Source organism: Pigmentibacter ruber (genome assembly GCF_009792895.1).
GTDB lineage: Bacteria > Bdellovibrionota_B > Oligoflexia > Silvanigrellales > Silvanigrellaceae > Silvanigrella > Silvanigrella rubra.
Genome location: NZ_WSSC01000001.1, coordinates 1,382,689 through 1,404,290, shown reverse-complemented (window position 1 = coordinate 1,404,290; position 21,602 = coordinate 1,382,689). Strand labels below are relative to the sequence as shown.

The following is a 21,602-nucleotide window of genomic DNA, read 5'->3' as shown; positions in this document are numbered from 1 at the left end:
AAAAATGCTGATTAATGAAATAAGACCACAATTAATGCCTTTTAATTATCCATGGGCATGGGACGAATTTAAAAATTTATGCAAAAACCATTGGCTACCGCAAGAAATATCTATGGCATCAGATATCGCTCAGTGGAAAAATATGGGCTATTTAACAACTGATGAAAGACATCTTATCAAGAAAATTCTAAGTTTTTTCGCAAATACAGATGTTCTTGTTGGTGATAATATTATTATGGCCATTTATAAGCACATCACTAATCCTGAATGCAGACAATATTTAACTGCCCAAGCTTTTCAAGAAAGTATTCACTCTTGGAGTTATTCACACATTGTTGAATCACTTTCTATGGATCAACAAGAAGTATTTGGAGAGTTTAAAAAGGTAGGAACAATTAAAGACAAACATGACTTTCAAGCGCAATTTTTTGAAGGTATTTTAAATGAAGGTTTTACTACAAAAACAAAGGAAGGTAGAGCTTTATTTTTAAAAAATTTATGCGCATATTATGTTGGTATGGAAGGAATGCAGTTTTATAGTGCTTTTGTATTGTTACTTAATTTCAAGAGAAGAAATTTGTTGGTTGGAACATCAGAACAGCTAGAATATATCGTGCGTGATGAAAGCTTACATTGCAGATTTGGAACTAAACTAATTAATCAGTATATCTTGGAAAATGAAGATATTTGGACACCAGAGCTACAAGCAGAGGTCAGACAGAATATTGAGCATGTTGTGGAATTAGAAGACGCGTTTGTTGCCGATGCTTTGCCAAGAGATATTTTAGGTCTTTCAAAAGCACAGTTTGCTAAATATATCCGTTATATTGCTGACAGACGTATCGAAAGTATAGGTTTAGAACCTATATATGGTGAAGAAGAAACACCTTTCCCATGGATGAATGAAATAATGGATCTTCCAAAAGAAAAAAACTTTTTTGAAACACGAGTTACAGAATACCAAACAGGCTTTGGTTTGGAATGGTAAGTGACAAAAGTTAACTAATTGAAATATAAAAATAAAAAAGTTAAGGTAAAGGTAAATATCAGATTTTGAGGTATGCTAATGCAAAAATGCCTGTTGATAATAGTTACCTTTATTTTTTTTAATTTTGTAATTTCTTGCACAAAAGTTGATTCTGTCGATTTAATTGTGGAAGTACCAGAAATGTTAAAAAAAGAGAAATTAGCCACTTTTTATGGGAATGATGCAAATAAAAATTGCCAACATTTTAGGAAAATATATGCAGGATTTTGTGATACAGTAAATCAACCCTACATTAAATGTTTTGACTTAAATGAAAAAAAATACAAACTAACTTCTTGTGAATAAATCTTTTCAAACCTTCTAACAAATATGCTATAAAATTTTTGGAAGAAAGAAATAGTATTGGAAGAAGGTATCAAAATATGGATAGTAACAAAGAAATAGTGGCATGGGATTTGGATTTAAAAAATTACTTGAAAGATTTTTCCTATGATGCAGGGTTTCCAATAGTTATTTTGTTAATTTGCTGTATTTTTTTATGGTTATGTATAGCTAAGAAAATAACAAAAATTTTAATAACTTTTTCAACATTATTAATTGTAATATTTTGCTTTAGAAAAACTCCTGATATTCTCTTAAAACCGTTACTAATTTTAAGTGAACAAAAAGAAAATAAAGAAAACAGTTTAATAATATCAAATATTCTTCCTAATTGTATAAATCAAGCTAGTGCTATTGTAGTGCTTGGAGGGGGAATATTTCAAGAAAACTTACCTTCAACTAATTCACAAATACGTTTGATGGGGCTGTCTCAATTACTGCTAATAATGAATTCTAGTGGAACAAAAAAATCACAAATACCTATAGTATTAACTGGTGGTCAAACAAATAAATATATCAAACAAAGTGAAGCAGATGCTATGAAAGTTTTTTTAAACTATTTTTTAAAAAAAAATAGTTACCTAAAAATAATCACAGAAGAAGAAAGTAAAAATACATATCAAAATTCAGCGTATGTAAAAAAAATCTTTACTGAAAATAAAATTGAAAAAAAAATTATATTAATAACTAATGATTTTCATATGCTAAGAGCAAAAAAAACATTTGAGAACCAAAATTTTACAGTTTGTCCAGTACCTATTATTTCACAAAGTTCTTCTGGTTCAGGCGTCTTTAACTTCAACAATGCACTAACATCTGTAACTTTTATGAATGAATACTTTGGGATTTTAGGTTATGCTTGGAAGGGATGGTTAAAATTTTAAGCTATATTTTGTTAAATTCCTAGCAAATTTCCTTGATTGCATTTTTATATTAAAGATGTTAGTTCAGAATCGCATGAAAAGGAGATTTTTATATGAGTAGCATGTATGATACCCGTGATTTTAGAAGAGGTCTCAAAGTTTTAATGAATAATGACCCTTGGGTAATAGTTGATTTTCAACATGTCAATCCTGGAAAAGGAGCCGCTTTTACTAGAACTAAGGTTAAAAATTTAAGAACTGGACAAGTTGTTGAGCACAATATCAAAAGCGGTGACAAATTAGAAAAACCAGATGTTGAAGAAAGAAGCATGCAGTTTCTTTATAACGACGCAGATGGCTATAATTTTATGGATACAGCTAATTATGAACAGATTTCTCTTACAAATCTTGAAGTTGGCGATACAAAAAACTACTTAATAGAAAATTCCGTAATCAAAGTTGTATTTTTTAATAATAAACCAATAGGGGTTGAAACTGAAACATTTGTAGAGTTGAAAGTAGTTGAAACTGCTCCTGGTGTTAGAGGTGATACAGCCACTGGAGGCAGTAAGCCAGCTAAATTAGAAACTGGATTGGTAGTAAGTGTTCCTTTTCATATCAATGAAGGGGATATACTAAGAATTGACACACGTGAGGGTGTCTATGTTGATAGGGTAAACAGAAAATAGAACAAAAATTTCTATATTTTAAGCTGGTAAGTTTAGTCTGCCAGCTTTTTTATTGGGAAAAAGCAAGGATAACAGAACCTAGAAATCTTCACAAGCTATTGACTTTCTTAAAGGATTTATGGAAATCTGAGGTTGTTTTTATAGAACTTTAAACGTTCTTAAATTAAGTATAAGAATATACTTGAACTTGTAAGTTTGAGTTATAGGTTAATTTTAGAGGAAAAAAATAATGGTTGATGTAAATAAAATTGAAAAGTTAATGTCTTTGATGGCTAAGCATGGATTTGATGTGGTGCAAGCAGAATCTTCTGGTGAAAAAATTTCTTTAGCAAGAAATGTAACACAAGCTTCCCTCTTTAATCCCACAGTACAGCCAACTTTACCAACAAACTCCATAGCATTGGCTTCAAAAAATGTGCAAGTTTCAACGGATAATACTTCTGAGCAAGAATCTACATTTCAACAAATCAATAATAAAGAAGAGAAAGTTACTAAAAAACTGCCAGATGGTATCACAATTACAAGCCCATTTGTGGGTACTTTTTACCGTTCTTCCAACCCAGATGCTGCACCATTTGTTGATCTTGGGGCAAAAATTAGGAAAGGACAAACTCTTTGTATAGTTGAGGCTATGAAATTAATGAACGAAATAGAAGCTGAAATAGATGGAGAGATAGTTGCTATTTTAGTTGAAAATGCAAAACCTGTAGAATTTGGAACTCCTTTATTTATTGTTGCTCCAGCTATGTAAATCCAATTGTGAGAAAATTATTATGAAAAAAATTCTTATTGCGAACAGAGGCGAAATTGCAGTTAGAATCATTCGCGCTTGTAGAGAATTGGGAATTAAGAGTGTTGCAATCTACTCTCAAGCAGATGCACACAGCTTGCACGCAAAACTAGCTGATGAAAGCATTTGTATAGGCCCTGCTGAAAGTAAAAAAAGCTATTTGCATATACCAGCAATAATAGCAGCTGCAGAAGTTAGTGGTGCCGATGCTATCCATCCTGGATATGGTTTTTTATCTGAAAATGCACATTTTGCTGAAGTTTGTGCAAAGTGTAATTTTACATTTATTGGACCAACGCCAGAGCAAATGCGAAAATTAGGTGAAAAAGTTGCAGCAAGAGATGTTGCAAGAAAAGCAGGATTGCCTTTTCTACCTGGATCGAAATCCGCTATTGAAAATATTGATGTAGCTAAAAAAACTGCAAAAGAAATTGGCTTCCCTGTAATATTAAAAGCAAGCGGCGGCGGTGGTGGACGTGGAATGAAAATCGTTCATAAAGAAGCAGATTTAGAAAAAGCATATTTTACATGTAGACAAGAAGCAGGGGCAGCATTTGGAAATTCTGAAGTTTATTTAGAAAAATATTTAGAAAATCCAAGACATGTTGAAATTCAAATCATGGCTGACAAGCATGGTAATATTGTGCACTTAGGTGAACGTGATTGCAGTATTCAACGCCGGCATCAAAAAGTGATTGAAGAAGCACCATGTAATCTATTGTCAGAAAAAGAAAGAAACAAAATTGGGGGCTATGCAGTAGCTCTTGCAAAAGAGGTTGGCTACCACGGAGCTGGTACAGTAGAATTCCTAATGGATGACGACAAAAACGTCTATTTTATGGAAATGAATACTCGTATTCAAGTTGAACATCCCGTTACTGAGCAAATAACTGGAATTGACCTCGTTAGAACACAAATATTAGTGGCAATGGGAGAAAAGCTTCCCTTTACACAAAAAGATATTTCAATAAAAGGCCACGCCATTGAATGTAGAATTAACGCAGAAGATCCTAAATCATTTGCACCTTGGCCAGGTAAAATAACAGCCTATTCAAGTCCGGGTGGTTTGGGTGTCAGAGTTGATGGTTTTGTTTATCATGGTTACACTGTGGTACCTTATTATGATTCTATGTTAACAAAATTAATAATTACAGCTGATACACGTGAGCTTGCTATTCAAAAAATGGAATGTGCATTAAAAGAATTTATTATAGATGGTATTAGAACAAATATTCCATTTCACTTAGAGGTACTGAAGCATCCAGATTTTATGCAAGGAAAACATTCTACACGCTTTTTAGAGCGAGCAGGATTTGTAAAGTAACTTAAAATTTTTAGTTAAAAAAAGGTCTATATTTTTAAATATAGACCTTTTAAAATAAATAGCTTTGTTTAATAAATTAATTATTCACTAAAACCAAACTCTCACCTCTGGCACTCATTTTTGAATTTAACCAATCGGTATACGGAGCAATTCTTGTATTGATAGAAGTACTTAATTTATTGCAATCATCTTCTTCATTAACAAGAATTTCATGAGCTTTTTTTCCTAACCAAAAACCAGAAGCGCCTTGAGTTGCTGAAAGTAACAGAGCTTCGCCGTTAAATGATACAAATTCAGGGCCGCCAGAATCTCCAGAACATGTTTGACCTTGTTGAGCAGTAATTCTATCAGTAATGATTAGAGTATCTTCAGGCTTAGTTGTGCTAAATTTATTTGAAACATTCCCAAAGTTCACTTGGTCCTTAAAGAAATTATTTACTGAATTATATTTAGAGGTAGGATCATAAATATCTACTTTTCCTAAAGTGGAAACGGACCATCTTTTTAAACCGTAAGATTTAGAATCATATCTTCCTGTACTCCCATAACCTACATTTAAAATTAATTGGTTTGGTTTAGGCGGATTTACAGCAATTTTTGCTGGAGTTAATTGTAAATCTTTTACCAGATCTTCTACTGTTTCTATAAGAGCAATGTCACCTAGTGATGGATTATAGAAAGATTTTGTTGTATAATAATCATTTGTGTAATAGTTTTTAACGTTTGCTATTTTTACGTTAAATACATCGAATGCATTATTGCCAAAAATTACTTTTATATCTTCTTTTTTCTTATATCCATTTACTTCATGGAATAAACAGTGTGAAGCTGTAATAACAAAGTGAGAAGAAACGACAGTTCCAGTGCAAGCACTAGAACCTAAAAATAAAAAAACAGTTGAATTGTTACCTATAATGTTTTTTGCATTTACATCACAACCATTACTTATTCTATTTGTTGAAAACTCATCTGGTAGAGAAGCACAAACTTCCGAATTTTTAACCGCATTTTTTGGGGGTTCTTTACAAGAAATAATTAACAAAGATGCGCTAGTTAAAGCAAGATTTAATATTTTTTTCATATTTATTTTGTCCTTAAACAGGTATTAAAATGTAAACATAGCTATTAAATTTACTGAATATTCATTAAATCCACTGCGTTCAGTAGTACTTTCAGGTGGAGTTTGCATTTCTAAATCAATAGAGTGTCTGTTGTAAGTAAGACTTCCACCTAAGCTAAAATTATCCGCAACATTGTAAGAACTCATCAATGTTGCACCATAAAAGTAATGGTTAGTTATTTTAAAACTATCTCTTGTTAAAGCTTTCGTAGTATAGTCATTTGAATTATCGCCAGAAAAACTAATGTTATTTGAAGGAGAATATCCTAAATTTATTAAGGCATATATTGGTAAATTATTAAAATAATTAATTTTAATACCGCTCAAAGCACTTGTCGTAAAATAGTTAAAACTACCTTTAACATTTTCATTGTTTACAGAATTTGAATTTTTACTAAAAACACTATTTAAATTTAAACCTAACACAGGAGAAATTGAAGCTTCTGGATTGAAGTTATAAAGACCAGAGAGACCAATATTAAAACCGCTGAAAGAGTTCATTACTTTGTTGGCTTGTGAAAAAGAAAAGCCATTTAAGTAGGTATAACCTAAGCTCCCATAAACATCTATGTTTTTCTGAGCATATGATTGTTTAGTTAAAAAAAGGGAAGCTATTAATAGAAGTATTTTCTTTTTACTCATTGTATTTCCTTAGAAGAACAGAAAAAATGTTAGAAAAACTTCAATTAATATACAAAATCTTTTAAGTCAAATATTTTGTTTAAAATAAGGTGTTATTTTGCTGAAAAATATGAAATATATAACAATAAATTTATAAATTATGTAATATTTTTATTTAATTGATAAATTTTATAAAGAATATAAAATAACAGTGGCAATGGCATATTCTTCATGGTGACTGAGAGAGACATCGGCAGAAGAAAAACCCTTTTCAATTAAGAACTTAGAGATATTTTCTGAAAAGCATAGAACAGGCCTGCCAGACGACTCATTTTCTATCCAAATTTGTCTTGGAGAAATACCTTGTACAAATAGACCTGTACCTACTGCTTTGGAAAAAGCTTCTTTAGCTGCAAAGCGAGCTGCGTAAGAGGCTATGCGGCCAGAAAGTGCTTTTTGATCGCAATATTCAATTTCTTTCAGATGAAATATTTTTTCTATAAAATTACCAGTAGCCAAAGATTTCGCAAAGCGAGTGACACTAACGATATCTGTCCCAATCTGTATTTTTTTGCTCATAAGTTGTCTTGTTCCTCTGTTTTATTTAACTTATAATCCTTGTTAGCAAATCATTTCCAAATATTGAAATGAGAAGGAGCATAAATGGCTAATCATGATGAGTTAAATCCAAATCTTGAAACGACTACTCAAAAAAAACTTTTTGATCAACGACTTATTGTTCTCTCTGAAGGAATTCATGCCGCGTCAGCAAAAAAAATCATTGAACAACTTTTTGCCATGGAAGCAGCTGATCCTGCAAAGGAAATTTGGCTTTTCTTAAATAGCCCTGGAGGTGAAGTAAATTCTGGCTTTGGAATTTATGATACCATTCGCTTTATTCGGCCAGAAGTAAAAATAGTTGTTACAGGCTTGGCCGCAAGTGCAGCTACTGTTGTCCTTCTGGCAGCTCAATCAAAGTATAGATATTCCATGCCTAATTCAAGGTTATTAATTCACCAACCGTTGATTGGGGGGAGTATCCAAGGACAGGCCTCAGATATTGAAATTCATGCTAAAGAAATTTTAAAAACAAGGGAAAAAATTGCTGAACTTTACACCAAAGAAACTAAGCAACCTATTGAAAGAGTAAGAAAAGATATTGAACGCGATTACTGGATGACATCTCAGGAAGCCCTAGAATACGGTCTTATAAGTAGAGTTATTTCATCATGGAACGAAGTAAAGTAATTATTTTAGGCAAGTTTAATTGATTGCAAATCTGAATCTAGTACTAAATGAGAGGGGCTTTCGTCTTTTAAAATAACACCTGTAGCATTCAATTCTTTTGCTTTCTGTAAAATCCAAAAAATTTTATAAGCAGCTAGTTTATAACTTAAGCCCTCATGCCGGATATTTGAAATACAATTTCTTTCCGATTCCAACCTTCCAATTTTAGGATTCCATGTAATATAGACACCTAAACTATCAGGAGAAGATAACCCAGGTCTTTCTCCAATAAAAATAAGGCTAGCAATACAGTTTAATTTTTCACCAACTTCATCGGACAATGCAACTCTAGCATGTTTTGCTAATAGGACAGGGGATAGGTTAAATCTAGAATCATCTTTTAGTAGAAAATTTAATTCTAGAAAAAGAGGTATGGCGTGGTTGTGAACGGCAGTAGCTGAAAGACCATCGGCAAAAATCAAAGCAATTGAATTCTCATGCCACGGTTGCTCTTGAAGGAGTTTTTTGCTTTTATCATTTAATCTTCTCCCTAAATTAGGATTCATTAAATAATCTTTTTTTGATTCAGCCATAGATTTAAGTACCAAAGAGGAAACACCTTTTTCGTTTAATTGCTCGGAGATAAAATTAATATTTAATTCAGTATAAATAGCATCTTTTGCAAGTGCATGCGATAAACCAAAATTCAATATTTCTTGTGTGGGAATACTTTGTCCAACTCTCCCTAATGCAATTCTAGCAGGTGTATGGTTTTTCAAATGTTGCCAAGAATCTTTTTTAATAATGATATTTTGAGTCATAAATTTTCCTAACAATATTCTAATAAAATAGGATTATTTTGAATTGGAGGAATAACTTTATTAAGATTTTTATCAAGTAAATTATTTCTAACCAACCATTCTTCAAACTCAGGAGCTCTTCTTAAATTTAATAATTGGCGAATATATAAAGAATCATGAAAAGAAGTACTTTGATAATTTAACATAATGTCATCTGCACCCGGAATACCCATAATGAATGTAACTCCCGCAGTTCCAAGCAAAGTTAACAAAGTATCCATATCATCTTGATCTGCTTCAGCATGATTTGTATAACAAATATCACAACCAATTGGTAAACCTAATAATTTTCCACAAAAATGATCTTCAAGACCTGCGCGAATTATTTGTTTTCCATCATATAAATATTCTGGTCCAATAAAACCAACTACTGTATTAATTAATAGAGGAGAAAACTCTCTTGCAATAGCATAAGCACGAGCTTCACAAGTTTGTTGATCAACATTATAATGGGTATAAGATGATAAACAACTTCCTTGACCTGTTTCAAAGTACATCACATTATTTCCAACATTACCTCTATTTAAAGATAATGCTGCATCTTGAGCTTCTTTTATAAGAGCAAGATTTACTCCAAATTGAGCATTTGCTTTTTCAGTTCCTGCAATCGATTGGAAAACTAAATCAACTGGTACATTGTTATTTATCATTTTTAATGTGTTAGTAATATGCGTAAGTATACAAGATTGAGTAGGTATTTCAAATTTTAAAATAATATCATTTAATAAATTATTAAGCATTGAAAGAAGTTCTATATTGTCACTTGCTGGATTAATTCCAATTACCGCATCACCACAACCATAAAATAATCCATCAATTAATGAAGCAGAAATTCCTTTTAAATCATCAGTTGGATGATTGGGTTGCAAGCGTACTGATAGTGTATCTGGTAAACCAATTGTATTTCTAAATCGAGTTACAATTTTGCATTTTTTAGCTACCAAAATTAAATCTTGATTGCGCATTATTTTACTAACTGCTGCAACCATTTCAGGAGTTAGGCCTTTGGATATTTTTAGTAGCGTGTCTGAATCTGCTTCATCTGAAAGGAGCCATTCTCTAAAATCACCAATAGTTAAATGAGAAATTTTTTGAAAAGCTAAATTATCATGTTTATCAATAATAAGTCTTGTTACTTCGTCTTCTTCATAAGGAATTAAAACTTCTGTTAAAAATTGCTTTAATGGAACTCCTGCCAAAACTATTTTAGCAGCCATTCTTTCTTCATAACTATTAGCAGCTATTTGAGCTAATAGGTCACCAGAACGTTCAGGTGAGGATTTTGCCATAACTTCTTTAAGAGAACTGAAATTATAAATTTTATTTTGAATAACTGTAGTATACTTCATATTTAACCCTATTAATTACTTTATTTTATTCTTAAATTTTATATATTAATAAAATTAACATTTCAACTCACAAGAATATAATATTTAAATTTAATCAGTGTGTTAAAGTAAGAGTTATTTCAACCGACAATCTTTTATACTTTTTTTTTAAAAAGTAGAACTGATAGTGTATGATTTTAATAATCTAATACAACTACTGCAGCAAAAGATATCAATAGTTTAATAAAAAAATCTGTTGAAAAATCAGAGCAAGGCGCCAAAATTGCTGAATAAAGCGGAATTTTGTTAAAAAATATTATTACTTCAATTAGAAAAATTTCAGAGCTTAATGATGAAATATCATCAGCTTCTCAACAGTAAGCAGAAGGTATAGAACAAATTAGACGCTTCAACACATAATAATGCAAACTCTTCAGAAGCAGTTGCTGCTTCATCAATTCAATTATCAGCTCAAGCAGATGCAATGCAAAATATGGTTAATGAATTAGCTGTTATTATAGGAAATAAATTTTCATCTGAAAGAAATATAAATTCAGAAAATTATCAATTAAATATAAATAGAGATTTTAGTTATAATAATTTTGGTACAAAAAATACAGCATTTAATAAACAAAGATATGAAGATATTATACCTTTTGGACAAAGAAAAAACTATCAGAAGGAAAAACCTGTTAAAATTAATAAATTAGATATTAATGATGGCTTTTAAAAGGATTTTGATATGACTTATGGATTCTTTAATGATAAAAAAATTGAACAAAATCAGTATTTAACATTTAGACTTAATACTCAATTATTTTGTATAGGTATTGATAGCATTAGAGAAATTAACCAATTGGTTGAAGTAGTTACAATTCCAAATACACCAGAATTTATTATTGGTGTAATTAATCTTAGGGGAAAAATAATTCCTGTTGTAGATTTAAGAGTTAAATTTGGTTTAGGAATTTTGCAAATCACTAAAGAAACATGTGTAATAATTATAGAATGTAGTCTTGGTTTTATAGGAATTGCAATAGATGCTGTTCATGATGTTATTACTTTAGAAAATAATCAAATTAAAATGCCGGAAGTAATAGAAAGTAATAAATTAAATTATATAAAAGGATTAGGAAAAGTAGATTCAAAAATATTCATAATTATTGATATTTTAAATTCTTTTTCAAAAGAAGATTTTTTCAATGTGCAAAATATTTCTTTCTCACATACTTAGTTATAGCTAACTTAACAGAAAAATTGAAAAAAATTTAAAATTTAACACATTGATAACATTGAATAATAATGCTTAATTTATAGTTTGTCACAATTTTATATAAATAAATAATTCATTAAAATAATCTAAAATAAAGGGAAACTTTGATATTAAATTTCGACAATTAATTTCGTTGTAATGAGATTGCAACCCAAAGTGCTGTAAAAATGAGACAGACAAAAAATGCTGAATTGTTCAGCGTTTTTGTATCACACCCATAATAGGAAAGGTCAGTGTGCTATGTCTACATTTTATAAAGTTTCTTTAGCGTTGACATCAATCGCTTTTGCTGCAGTAGGATGTAAAAAGTCTTCTTCAGGTGAGAGTGCAAGTCAATCTAGTGATGTGCAAGCATCAAAACCACAGGCTGAAACAAAGCCTACAACACAAGATTATTTATTAGTTGGTGCGCCAAATGCTTTTAAAGGCAAAGGTGCAGTTTTAATATGTAATCCAGATGGAAGTTCTTGTAAAACATTTTTAGGTGGAGATGACGAAGCGTCAGTAGCATCAGCTAAAAGTTTAAAGTTACAAGAAGGTGATAAGTTTGGATCTAGCATAGTTGTTACTGCAAATAATATATTTGTAAGTGCAGCAAATAAACAAAGCGGATCTGGTGCAGTTTATAAATTTGACCTTTCTGGTAAAAATGGATCTGCATTAGAAATCACTGATTTATATCAAGCAAAACAATATTTAGGTAAAAGCATGTTTGCAACAGCAAAAAATCTTTATATTGGAGCTCCTGAAAGAAAAGGTGACGATAAAAAAATTAAAGGTGCATTGATAAAATGTGAATTAGACGGAACAAACTGTGCAGTATCTTTAGGTGGAGAAAGTACAAATTCCTCAACACAAGTTTTAGCAAATACATCATTACTTGGAACTTATGGTTTAGGTGCAAGTATATTTGCAAATGAAAAGAATTTATTTGTTGGTGCGCAAGGTGGATTAGGTAAAGTAACTAAATGTGAAGCAGATGGAAGCAACTGTTTACCATTAAATCTTTCTTCTTCATTAGTATCATTAATTACAAATGACAACTTTGCAGAAAGCATGACTGGAGATAGCAAATATTTATATATTGGTGTTCCAGGTAGAGATCAAAGTGCGTTAAAGCCTTCAACATATGACATTGGTGGATTAATCAGATGTGATATCGATGGTGGAAACTGTGCAGATTTCATTGGTGGAACTTCTAAAGTAACTGGTGGATTAGCGTTTGAGAAAAATGATAAATTTGGTTCAAGCGTAGCTTTATCTAAAGATGGAAAATCTATTTATGTAGGATCCATTGGAAGAAAAACAGCAAAAGGCGTAACAATTGGTGCAGTAATCAAGTGTGACGTTGAAGGTAAGGAATGTGCTGATATCGTTGCTGGTAAATATGCTAAACCAGTAGTTGCAACACCAGTTGTGGCAGCTGCACAGGCAGCTTCTGCTCCAGAAGCAAAATCTGCTCCAACAGTTTCTTCTGTTATAGCAGCTAACCCTGTTGCTCCAGCAAAACCAGATGCTCCTAAAGCTCCTAAAGCAGGAACTGAAGCTTCTGAATTAAAGCTTGGTGAATACCCATCTAAAGATGATGAGTACCTAGGATCTGACTTAGATTCTATTCAAGGTGCATTAATTGGTGCCAGTGTTGCTGTTGCTACTTTACCAATCCAATCTCAAGTTGAAGCTCCTGCTGCTTCTTCAGAAACAAAAGCTGAAGCGGCTCCAGCTTCTTCAGAAGCAAAACCTGAAGCAGCTCCAAGCTCTTCTGCAACTCAACCAGCTACAACTCCTGCTTCTTCAAGCAGCAGCCAAGCAACTGCACAAGCAGATTCTTCTAAGAAACCATCTATTGTTCCAACATTAATTACTGGTGGAGCATTGGTTGCAGGACCGGTATTAGCGAAAAAAGGGATTACTGATTCTATCAAAGCTGCTTTTGCAAAAGTAGGAACTTTCTTTGGGAAGATTGGTAGCTCAATCGTGAGTTTTGCGAAAGTTGCAGGACCTAAGATTTTAGCATTCGCTAAGACAGCATTAGGTGTTGGAGAAAAAGTGGCTCCACTAGCTTTAGCAGCTCTGTAAGTATAGTAAGCTAATATAAAGTAACAAACTTTACTGAAGGTTTTGAATAATTCAAAACCTTCTTTTTTGTATTAAAAAAAGAGGAAAAATAAAAAAATATGTTACATTATTTGAGTTACATTTTTTATATCCTGAAAAAATAAACTTAAAACCTTTATAAATAAAGAATAAATAATTACATAAATAATCGTATTAATGAAATTTTAATGATTATGATATCAATTTTTTGCTAAATATATTTGGTATTTTAATGAATATTATTTCTTTAAAATATTTTATAACACACCCATAATAGGAAAGGTCAGTGTGCTATGTCTACATTTTATAAAGTTTCTTTAGCGTTGACATCAATCGCTTTTGCTGCAGTAGGATGTAAAAAGTCTTCTTCAGGTGAGAGTGCAAGTCAATCTAGTGATGTGCAAGCATCAAAACCACAGGCTGAAACAAAGCCTACAACACAAGATTATTTATTAGTTGGTGCGCCAAATGCTTTTAAAGGCAAAGGTGCAGTTTTAATATGTAATCCAGATGGAAGTTCTTGTAAAACATTTTTAGGTGGAGATGACGAAGCGTCAGTAGCATCAGCTAAAAGTTTAAAGTTACAAGAAGGTGATAAGTTTGGATCTAGCATAGTTGTTACTGCAAATAATATATTTGTAAGTGCAGCAAATAAACAAAGCGGATCTGGTGCAGTTTATAAATTTGACCTTTCTGGTAAAAATGGATCTGCATTAGAAATCACTGATTTATATCAAGCAAAACAATATTTAGGTAAAAGCATGTTTGCAACAGCAAAAAATCTTTATATTGGAGCTCCTGAAAGAAAAGGTGACGATAAAAAAATTAAAGGTGCATTGATAAAATGTGAATTAGACGGAACAAACTGTGCAGTATCTTTAGGTGGAGAAAGTACAAATTCCTCAACACAAGTTTTAGCAAATACATCATTACTTGGAACTTATGGTTTAGGTGCAAGTATATTTGCAAATGAAAAGAATTTATTTGTTGGTGCGCAAGGTGGATTAGGTAAAGTAACTAAATGTGAAGCAGATGGAAGCAACTGTTTACCATTAAATCTTTCTTCTTCATTAGTATCATTAATTACAAATGACAACTTTGCAGAAAGCATGACTGGAGATAGCAAATATTTATATATTGGTGTTCCAGGTAGAGATCAAAGTGCGTTAAAGCCTTCAACATATGACATTGGTGGATTAATCAGATGTGATATCGATGGTGGAAACTGTGCAGATTTCATTGGTGGAACTTCTAAAGTAACTGGTGGATTAGCGTTTGAGAAAAATGATAAATTTGGTTCAAGCGTAGCTTTATCTAAAGATGGAAAATCTATTTATGTAGGATCCATTGGAAGAAAAACAGCAAAAGGCGTAACAATTGGTGCAGTAATCAAGTGTGACGTTGAAGGTAAGGAATGTGCTGATATCGTTGCTGGTAAATATGCTAAACCAGTAGTTGCAACACCAGTTGTGGCAGCTGCACAGGCAGCTTCTGCTCCAGAAGCAAAATCTGCTCCAACAGTTTCTTCTGTTATAGCAGCTAACCCTGTTGCTCCAGCAAAACCAGATGCTCCTAAAGCTCCTAAAGCAGGAACTGAAGCTTCTGAATTAAAGCTTGGTGAATACCCATCTAAAGATGATGAGTACCTAGGATCTGACTTAGATTCTATTCAAGGTGCATTAATTGGTGCCAGTGTTGCTGTTGCTACTTTACCAATCCAATCTCAAGTTGAAGCTCCTGCTGCACCAGCTGCAAACAGTCAATCTGATGTAAAACCTGGTTCTTCTGCAAACGGCAAACCTGATGCAGCTCCTGGTTCTTCTTCCCAAAATCAACCTGCAGCACAAGCAGATTCTTCTAAAAAACCATCTATAGTTCCAACATTGGTATCAGCTGGAGCTATTGTAGCAGCTCCTACTTTATTACAAAAAATCAAAGGGTTTTTTGCAAATATTAAAAATAAAATATTCCCAGCAAAAGTGACTCCAGTAGAAACTGCTGAAACACCAGCTGCAAATGAAAATACTTCATTATTAGCAAAAGCAAAAAATGCTTTTAGAAAAGGAACTTCAGTTGCTGAAAGTGTTGTAGAAAGTCAAGGAGCTCTTGCAAAAGAAGCTGCCGCTAAAGTTGCTGCAAAAGCTAAAAGTGGAATTCAAACTGTTTCTGGAAGTTGGGATGCTGAAAGTTTTTCATCCTTTGATGAAGAAGTTGTAGAAACCCTTGCTAGAAGATAATTTTCCAAAGTAACAATAATTTATTTAGGAGATTTTGAGAAATCAAAGTCTCCTTTTTTTAATTTAAATAAATATAGGAAAATAAAATTATAATTGATATGTGCTTTTTTTATAAGGTAATATTAACTATAAAATTAATTAACAGCCTTTCAAAGCAATAATTTATAAATATCGAAGGCGGATATCGACTTCTCTTTCTACGTATTTCCTCATCCATTCTTCTTAGATTGATATAACATTTTAATTTAGACAAATAATATTATTTGTTATTAAATAACTTAACTAATATAATTTTGCTAGTTAGCGCAATAATGAATTATTAATATATTGAAAAAATTGCAAATAATATTAGATTTTTATTAAATCTGAAAATATAAAATAAAAGTATAAATCATCCTAAAGGGCTAAAATAATATGTTACAAAAAATTTTAGCTCTTTAGGAACTTTGTAAGAAAAAATTTCATTAAAAAAAGTTATCTATTGAGATAGAATTTTTTAGGATTTTTTTCATTACCCATATCATCCATTATTTTATTCAAAATATTTTCACCATTATTCAAAATGTCGTAACTTGTAGGCTTATAAATATAATCAGAAATAACTCCATTACCTTCAATATATTGTTCATCTTTACTAGTATTTAATCGTTTTACTTTATTCCAAGCAAAACGTAGTTCAATACCCTTTGGTAAAGATTTTGCATTTGGAATTATTGAGGATTTTGTTCCATCACTATCAATAATTACGGGAGTTAAAAATTCTTTCCAATCTATAACATTAGCTCCACCTCCTCCTGTATGGCGTGTTTCTCCAAAAATTCTAGCTATTTTATAATCTTTGAATAAAGCAGCAAAATCATCACAAGATGAATAACAATTGCTATTAGTAAGAACTGCTACTGGTTTTTCAGTATAAATTGGTTCTAATATTTCAGTCTCATCTTTTGAAAAATTTTGTGGAAGTGCATCATTTTCATCTCCATCAAAGCGATTTCCTGGTTCAAGTAAAAGCAATCTTTTGTTTACTAATTCCTTTTTAAATTTGTCATTAATTAAAAAGTCCATATCTATTACTGTATTTAAAATTGGTTCAGATAATTCGTCATTAGTACCTAATCTAGAAAAATATCTAGACATTTCTAAATTATAAAAAGTATCTCTGTTTGTTGGTGAAACTAAAGGAAATACTTTCATATTTGTAACAAATTGATGTGTAAAAATATTTGCTAATAAAATAGGATAAACTCCAAATCCTCCTCCATTATCTCTAACATCAAATATTATTCCTGAAAGAATATCTTTATTTTTAGAAATAAAATTTCGAATAATATTAACTTCTTTAAATATTTTATTTCTTACAGATAAATAATCATTTTCATCGAAATTTGCACTCGGAATAAACATTTCTATACGAATTAATCCATATTTTTTATCATTTTTCTTAACAATTTTTAATGTTACATTATCATTTGATTTTTTCTTTATGTTTTTATAGTAATTACTTATTGTTTCATGTTTATTCGATTTTTTTAATTTAAAAAAATATGAGTTATTGTTATAATCATTGCTTTTATTCTCATTGCAAATATCTAATCTAGACTTTTTTGTAATCCAAGGAAATGAATATTTTTTTATCGTGCCATCAGTTTTTTGAACTTTTATTGTAAATCTTCCTTCGGGTGTTTTCATAAAAGCACCATTTCTTGAAAAAAAACTTTGAACAGCTCGTGTTTTAAAAGCATCTTCATTTGCACCCCGCATATATTTTCCTAATTCATTGATAGCATCTTTAACTGAAATCTCTTCAGCTGTAAATCCTTCAATTCCTAAATTAGAAATTGTTAAAATTTCATCATTTAGCTTAAGATCATTATAATTTAAATTATCCATTTCATTTTCAAATTTGGGATTGTCTGTTAATTTTTCTGAGATAATTAATTTTTCATTTAATCCATTAAAATCATATGATAAATTAACATTCAATGGAAATCCACCTATTAAGCATTTAGCTGGTAAGGGATATTCAAAATCGGTATGGAGATCACGTATATTCATAAAAATGAACATTGTTTTTCTTAGTAATTCCTCTGAACTCATATTTATATTTAATTGATTTGCTTCTTTTAAAGAATCAAATTGATAATCTGTAATTTTTTGTAATCTATGAACATAAAGATCATTAAAAATAGTTTTAACAGAGTCAATGATTGTTTCTTTTTCTGCAATAGATAATTCAGGTAAAGTCCATTTTAAGGCACTACTTTCAATTTTGGAGGAAGATTCTTTATTTTCAGCAATAAAACTTGGATTATAGTTTTCATTTCTTTGTAATTTCCCACAATTTGTTAAGAATGTAAAAAAGATAATAATTAATATTTTATATTTCAAATATATAGAGCGCTTTTTTAGACCCATGACTTCTCCTTTATATAAATTATCTTAAGTAAGATTATCTAAAAATTTTAATATTATTATGTTTTAAAGTCAAAAATATTTTTATCAAACCCATTTATACAAGTTTAATGATTTTTAATTTCATAAAACTATATAAGTTATTAAAATTTTTAAAAATTATTTATAAAAATATTTTCCAGTAAAATACATTATTGGTGGAAATTATGTGAAAAATATTAAAGAAAGTATTGAATCTATCTATTATATCGATATCTCATATGATATCAATAATTTTATTCTATATTAAAAATCTATTTAATAATTTAAATTTAGAAGTTATTTTCCCATCTTCAAAATCAAATAGAATTTTAAATTCTTAATTTTTTTAAAGTTTGTAATTGCGATTTAGTAAAAATTAGGGTAAAAAGTAGTTTGTGAAATTAATAAAAAATATTCTAATATTAATATAATTAAATAAGTATTTTTTAACTTATATAAAAAATAAGCTAAAAAAATTCATATAAAACTTTTAAGGAAAATAATATGCTAGAACAAAATTTAATCCAAAAAGCGCGTACATTAATGCCTCGAGGAGTTGCTGAAAACTATCGTTTTTGGGGAGATGAAACTATTTTTATTCAACAAGCAAAGGGTGCAAAGCTAATAGATTGTAATGGAAAAGAGTACATAGATTTTCGACTTGGTTATGGCCCAATTATTTTAGGATATGGGGATGCGCGAATAGATAATGCAGTAATTGAACAAATAAAAGAATCGGGAATTCTTTACGGTTTTTCTTCGCCCTTGGATCTTCAAGTAGTTGAACAAATGCAGAAAATTTGTCCGCAATTGGAAATGGTTCGATTTGCAAATTCAGGAACTGAAGCAGTAATGGGCGCTGTCAGAACGGCAAGATCTTATACCAAAAAAAAACATGTAGCCATAGTGGAGGGGGGATTTCATGGTTTATGTGATGAAATGATGTGGCGGCCAGACTACGAAAATCGTATTAAAAATTTACTCCCATTGGGGTCTGGGTTGGCTCCAAGCTCCCAAAACCATATTAGTTATATTAGTATGAATGATGATGAAGAATTGCATTCTCTTTTTGCCTCTAAAAGTCATGATTTAGCAGCCATTTTAATGGAACCTATTATTGGAAATGCAGGAAGTATAAGTGTTCAAAAACCATGGTTAGAACGATTACAAAAAATGTGTCAGCAACATGGAACTTTACTTATTTTTGATGAAGTAAAAACAGGTTTTAGAGTGGCTTTAGGAGGAGCTCAACAACTTTATGGAATGAAAGCTGATTTAAGTACATATGCAAAAGCTATGGGTAATGGCTATCCAATAGCTGCTTTTGGAGGACGGCGAGATATAATGGAAATTATTGGTCCTCACAAAGGAGGAGTAACACACGGAGGAACTTACACAGCTAATTTAATTGGCATGCGGGCAGCTAATAAGACTCTTGAAATTTTATCAAAAGGACAAGTCTATGAAACTATTTTTTCAATAGGTGAAAAAATAAAGCAAACGCTTTCACGAGTATTTTCTAAAGCTGGGGTCAAGCATGTATTTGCAGGTCCAAGTTCAATGTTTGGTGTGCATTTTGGTGAATTTATCCCAACAAACTATCGTGATTGGTATAAAACAAACAGTGAATTATATAAAAAATTTGCATGGAACCTTATAAAATTAGGTGTAATGTTAGAACCCGATTCGCGGGAACCTTGGTTTATTTGTGAAGCACATCAAGAGATGGACTTGGGTTGGTTTGAAGATATTGCAACAAAAGCTATATTTAAAGCACTTAATTCAACTGATTAAGTCATTAATTAATTATAAAATATTTTTTTCTTCTCCAGCCAAAAAAAGTATTACATTTTTACAAGTAATTGAAGCTTGTTCAAGACAATCAGAAACAGATGGCCCCTTTATATAATTTCCAGTAAAGAAAAGCCCAGGCATAATAGCTTCGATTTTCCATATAGATTCAAGAATTTTATCTTGATTTACGGTGGCTAATGGAATGTATTTTTCCCAGATAATAACTTTTTCAAATATATAATTCGTATTTTTTGGAACAATATTTGTTTCATTTAATCTTTGTTTTGCAATTTCTATAAGCTCAAATTCGCTTTTTTGTAAAATATCTATTTCTCTATCACCACCAAGGAGAACGCGAAATAATTTTGAATTTTTTGGTGTATGTTGAGGATAAGTAGAATGAACAAAGATTACTCCAAGTAAATCTTTTGACCATTCACCTGCTAAAGCACCAAATCCGCGAGGTGAATTAGAAATTTGATTGTCTGTTCCTAATCCAACCACAGCAACACTATGTGCTTCCATTGACCTTAAATTTTGATAAGATTTTTGTAATTCTTCAAAATTAATATTATCAACAATTAGAGATAAATTATTATCTCGCCAAGGTTGGCCAGAATAAACAACACAGTCAAATGATTGTTTCTTTATTTTATTTTCTAAAGTAAATTCAAGGGAAAAATAATTAGAAATTTTTATAATTTTAAAAACTTTTTGATTTAAATTTAATTCAACAATTATAGATTTTTGTTTGCAAATATTTAAAAATTGTTGATATAATTCATGAACTAAATATTCCATTCCATTTTCAAAGCTTCCTAGTCCTTTTTGTTTAATTTTTATATCTTTTTTTAATTTATTTTTAAACGAAAGAATAAAAAATGCTTTCAATAAGCTACCATAACCGTTTTCTAATTTTAATAAATTTGGAAATGCATATCTAACTAAAATTTTTTTAGCTCCACCACCCCAAATACCAAAAGTTAGTGAAACTAAAAAAGTCTCAGTAAATTTTTTACCGAAATGTCTTAAAAAAAACTGATACAAAGTATCATTAAAGTTTTTATTATCTGGTCTTTTTAAAAAGATTTCACTAATAATCCTTAATAAGTCTCGAAATCCAAGAAAACCATTTTTTTTCAAACGAAAAATATTTGGTGTAATTGGAATACAGTTGGTAGGAGTTAAAAGGTATCTTCTCTTCGCATTTTTGGCCGGTACCAATAATTTATTAGTTAATTTAATCTCATTTAAGCAATCCCAAAACGCTTGTCTACTCAACAAAACTCCCTGAGCTCCATGCTCTAGTTTAAATTCACCACTAGTTGTATTTTTTAGAACGCCTCCAATAGAAGCACTTGAGTCAAAAATTGCAATTTTGCCAATATTTTTATTTGCCTGTTTTGCTAGCAAATAAGCAGATCTTATTCCTGAAATACCTGCACCAATAATCGCAACATTTTTTTTGTTTGTTTTCATAATTTACCTTTTTTGACAGTTAAACTTTAACTCTGTCGGGAACATTTACATATAGCAAAAAGTTATAAGCAAGTTTTTCCTTAAAAATTTAAATACTT

The 21,602-nt window shown here is 30.7% G+C and carries 19 protein-coding genes; 12 read left to right on the top strand and 7 right to left on the bottom strand.

Annotation, left to right across the window (positions count from 1 at the left end):
• The first annotated feature begins 4 nt into the window (after positions 1–4).
• From GOY08_RS05825 to accC, 6 genes are all read left to right on the top strand, one after another.
• Positions 5–988 (top strand): ribonucleotide-diphosphate reductase subunit beta, encoded by a 984-nt coding sequence (locus GOY08_RS05825; protein WP_202914031.1) that lies wholly within the window; start codon positions 5–7, stop codon positions 986–988.
• 78 nt (positions 989–1,066) lie between these two features.
• Positions 1,067–1,333, top strand: a complete 267-nt coding sequence (locus tag GOY08_RS05820) for a hypothetical protein (protein ID WP_158997921.1) — start codon at positions 1,067–1,069, stop codon at positions 1,331–1,333.
• 77 nt (positions 1,334–1,410) lie between these two features.
• Positions 1,411–2,253, top strand: coding sequence for a YdcF family protein (locus GOY08_RS05815; RefSeq protein WP_158997920.1), 843 nt, complete (start codon positions 1,411–1,413; stop codon positions 2,251–2,253).
• A 101-nt stretch (positions 2,254–2,354) separates the two neighbouring features.
• Positions 2,355–2,921: an elongation factor P gene (gene efp / locus GOY08_RS05810; protein ID WP_158998077.1), complete on the top strand. Its 567-nt coding sequence runs from the start codon at positions 2,355–2,357 to the stop codon at positions 2,919–2,921.
• A 229-nt stretch (positions 2,922–3,150) separates the two neighbouring features.
• Positions 3,151–3,672 (top strand): acetyl-CoA carboxylase biotin carboxyl carrier protein, encoded by a 522-nt coding sequence (accB, locus tag GOY08_RS05805; protein WP_158997919.1) that lies wholly within the window; start codon positions 3,151–3,153, stop codon positions 3,670–3,672.
• A gap of 19 nt (positions 3,673–3,691) precedes the next feature.
• Positions 3,692–5,035, top strand: a complete 1,344-nt coding sequence (gene accC, locus GOY08_RS05800) for an acetyl-CoA carboxylase biotin carboxylase subunit (protein WP_158998076.1) — start codon at positions 3,692–3,694, stop codon at positions 5,033–5,035.
• A 76-nt stretch (positions 5,036–5,111) separates the two neighbouring features.
• Here accC and GOY08_RS05795 read toward each other — a convergent pair whose 3' ends face one another.
• The 3 genes from GOY08_RS05795 to acpS form a co-directional block, all read right to left on the bottom strand.
• Positions 5,112–6,116 (bottom strand): trypsin-like serine protease, encoded by a 1,005-nt coding sequence (locus tag GOY08_RS05795; RefSeq protein WP_158997918.1) that lies wholly within the window; start codon positions 6,114–6,116, stop codon positions 5,112–5,114.
• Positions 6,117–6,140: 24 nt separating this feature from the next.
• Positions 6,141–6,797: a hypothetical protein gene (locus tag GOY08_RS05790; protein WP_158997917.1), complete on the bottom strand. Its 657-nt coding sequence runs from the start codon at positions 6,795–6,797 to the stop codon at positions 6,141–6,143.
• A gap of 168 nt (positions 6,798–6,965) precedes the next feature.
• Positions 6,966–7,355 (bottom strand): holo-ACP synthase, encoded by a 390-nt coding sequence (gene acpS, locus GOY08_RS05785; protein ID WP_158997916.1) that lies wholly within the window; start codon positions 7,353–7,355, stop codon positions 6,966–6,968.
• 84 nt (positions 7,356–7,439) lie between these two features.
• On the opposite strand from acpS, the gene GOY08_RS05780 reads away from it, so the two are divergent.
• Entirely contained in the window at positions 7,440–8,024 is a 585-nt protein-coding gene (locus tag GOY08_RS05780) for an ATP-dependent Clp protease proteolytic subunit (RefSeq protein WP_158997915.1), read from the top strand.
• Positions 8,025–8,029: 5 nt separating this feature from the next.
• On the opposite strand, the gene eutC is transcribed toward GOY08_RS05780, so the two are convergent.
• Complete coding sequence (gene eutC, locus GOY08_RS05775) at positions 8,030–8,824, bottom strand: ethanolamine ammonia-lyase subunit EutC (RefSeq protein ID WP_158997914.1); 795 nt, start codon at positions 8,822–8,824, stop codon at positions 8,030–8,032.
• An 8-nt stretch (positions 8,825–8,832) separates the two neighbouring features.
• Complete coding sequence (locus GOY08_RS05770; protein ID WP_158997913.1) at positions 8,833–10,212, bottom strand: ethanolamine ammonia-lyase subunit EutB; 1,380 nt, start codon at positions 10,210–10,212, stop codon at positions 8,833–8,835.
• 463 nt (positions 10,213–10,675) lie between these two features.
• Here GOY08_RS05770 and GOY08_RS05765 point away from each other — a divergent pair, with 463 nt between their 5' ends.
• The 4 genes from GOY08_RS05765 to GOY08_RS05750 all read left to right on the top strand — a co-directional run bounded on the left by GOY08_RS05765 (position 10,676) and on the right by GOY08_RS05750 (position 15,798).
• Positions 10,676–10,921: a hypothetical protein gene (locus GOY08_RS05765; protein WP_158997912.1), complete on the top strand. Its 246-nt coding sequence runs from the start codon at positions 10,676–10,678 to the stop codon at positions 10,919–10,921.
• A gap of 12 nt (positions 10,922–10,933) precedes the next feature.
• The gene (locus GOY08_RS05760; protein ID WP_158997911.1) at positions 10,934–11,425 is read left to right on the top strand and encodes a chemotaxis protein CheW; all 492 of its coding nucleotides are present in this window, start codon (positions 10,934–10,936) and stop codon (positions 11,423–11,425) included.
• A gap of 279 nt (positions 11,426–11,704) precedes the next feature.
• The gene (locus tag GOY08_RS05755) at positions 11,705–13,543 is read left to right on the top strand and encodes a hypothetical protein (RefSeq protein WP_158997910.1); all 1,839 of its coding nucleotides are present in this window, start codon (positions 11,705–11,707) and stop codon (positions 13,541–13,543) included.
• Between the two features lie 311 nt (positions 13,544–13,854).
• A complete protein-coding gene (locus tag GOY08_RS05750) occupies positions 13,855–15,798 on the top strand; it encodes a hypothetical protein (RefSeq protein WP_158997909.1) in 1,944 nt (647 codons plus the stop codon).
• 474 nt (positions 15,799–16,272) lie between these two features.
• Here GOY08_RS05750 and GOY08_RS05745 read toward each other — a convergent pair whose 3' ends face one another.
• On the bottom strand, positions 16,273–18,213 hold the full coding sequence (locus tag GOY08_RS05745; protein ID WP_158997908.1) for a S41 family peptidase: 1,941 nt from the start codon (positions 18,211–18,213) through the stop codon (positions 16,273–16,275).
• A gap of 522 nt (positions 18,214–18,735) precedes the next feature.
• Between GOY08_RS05745 and GOY08_RS05740 the strand changes: the two genes are divergently transcribed.
• Positions 18,736–20,025: an aspartate aminotransferase family protein gene (locus GOY08_RS05740; protein WP_158997907.1), complete on the top strand. Its 1,290-nt coding sequence runs from the start codon at positions 18,736–18,738 to the stop codon at positions 20,023–20,025.
• A 12-nt stretch (positions 20,026–20,037) separates the two neighbouring features.
• On the opposite strand, the gene hemG is transcribed toward GOY08_RS05740, so the two are convergent.
• A complete protein-coding gene (hemG, locus tag GOY08_RS05735; RefSeq protein WP_158997906.1) occupies positions 20,038–21,504 on the bottom strand; it encodes a protoporphyrinogen oxidase in 1,467 nt (488 codons plus the stop codon).
• Between the last annotated feature and the right edge of the window lie 98 nt (positions 21,505–21,602).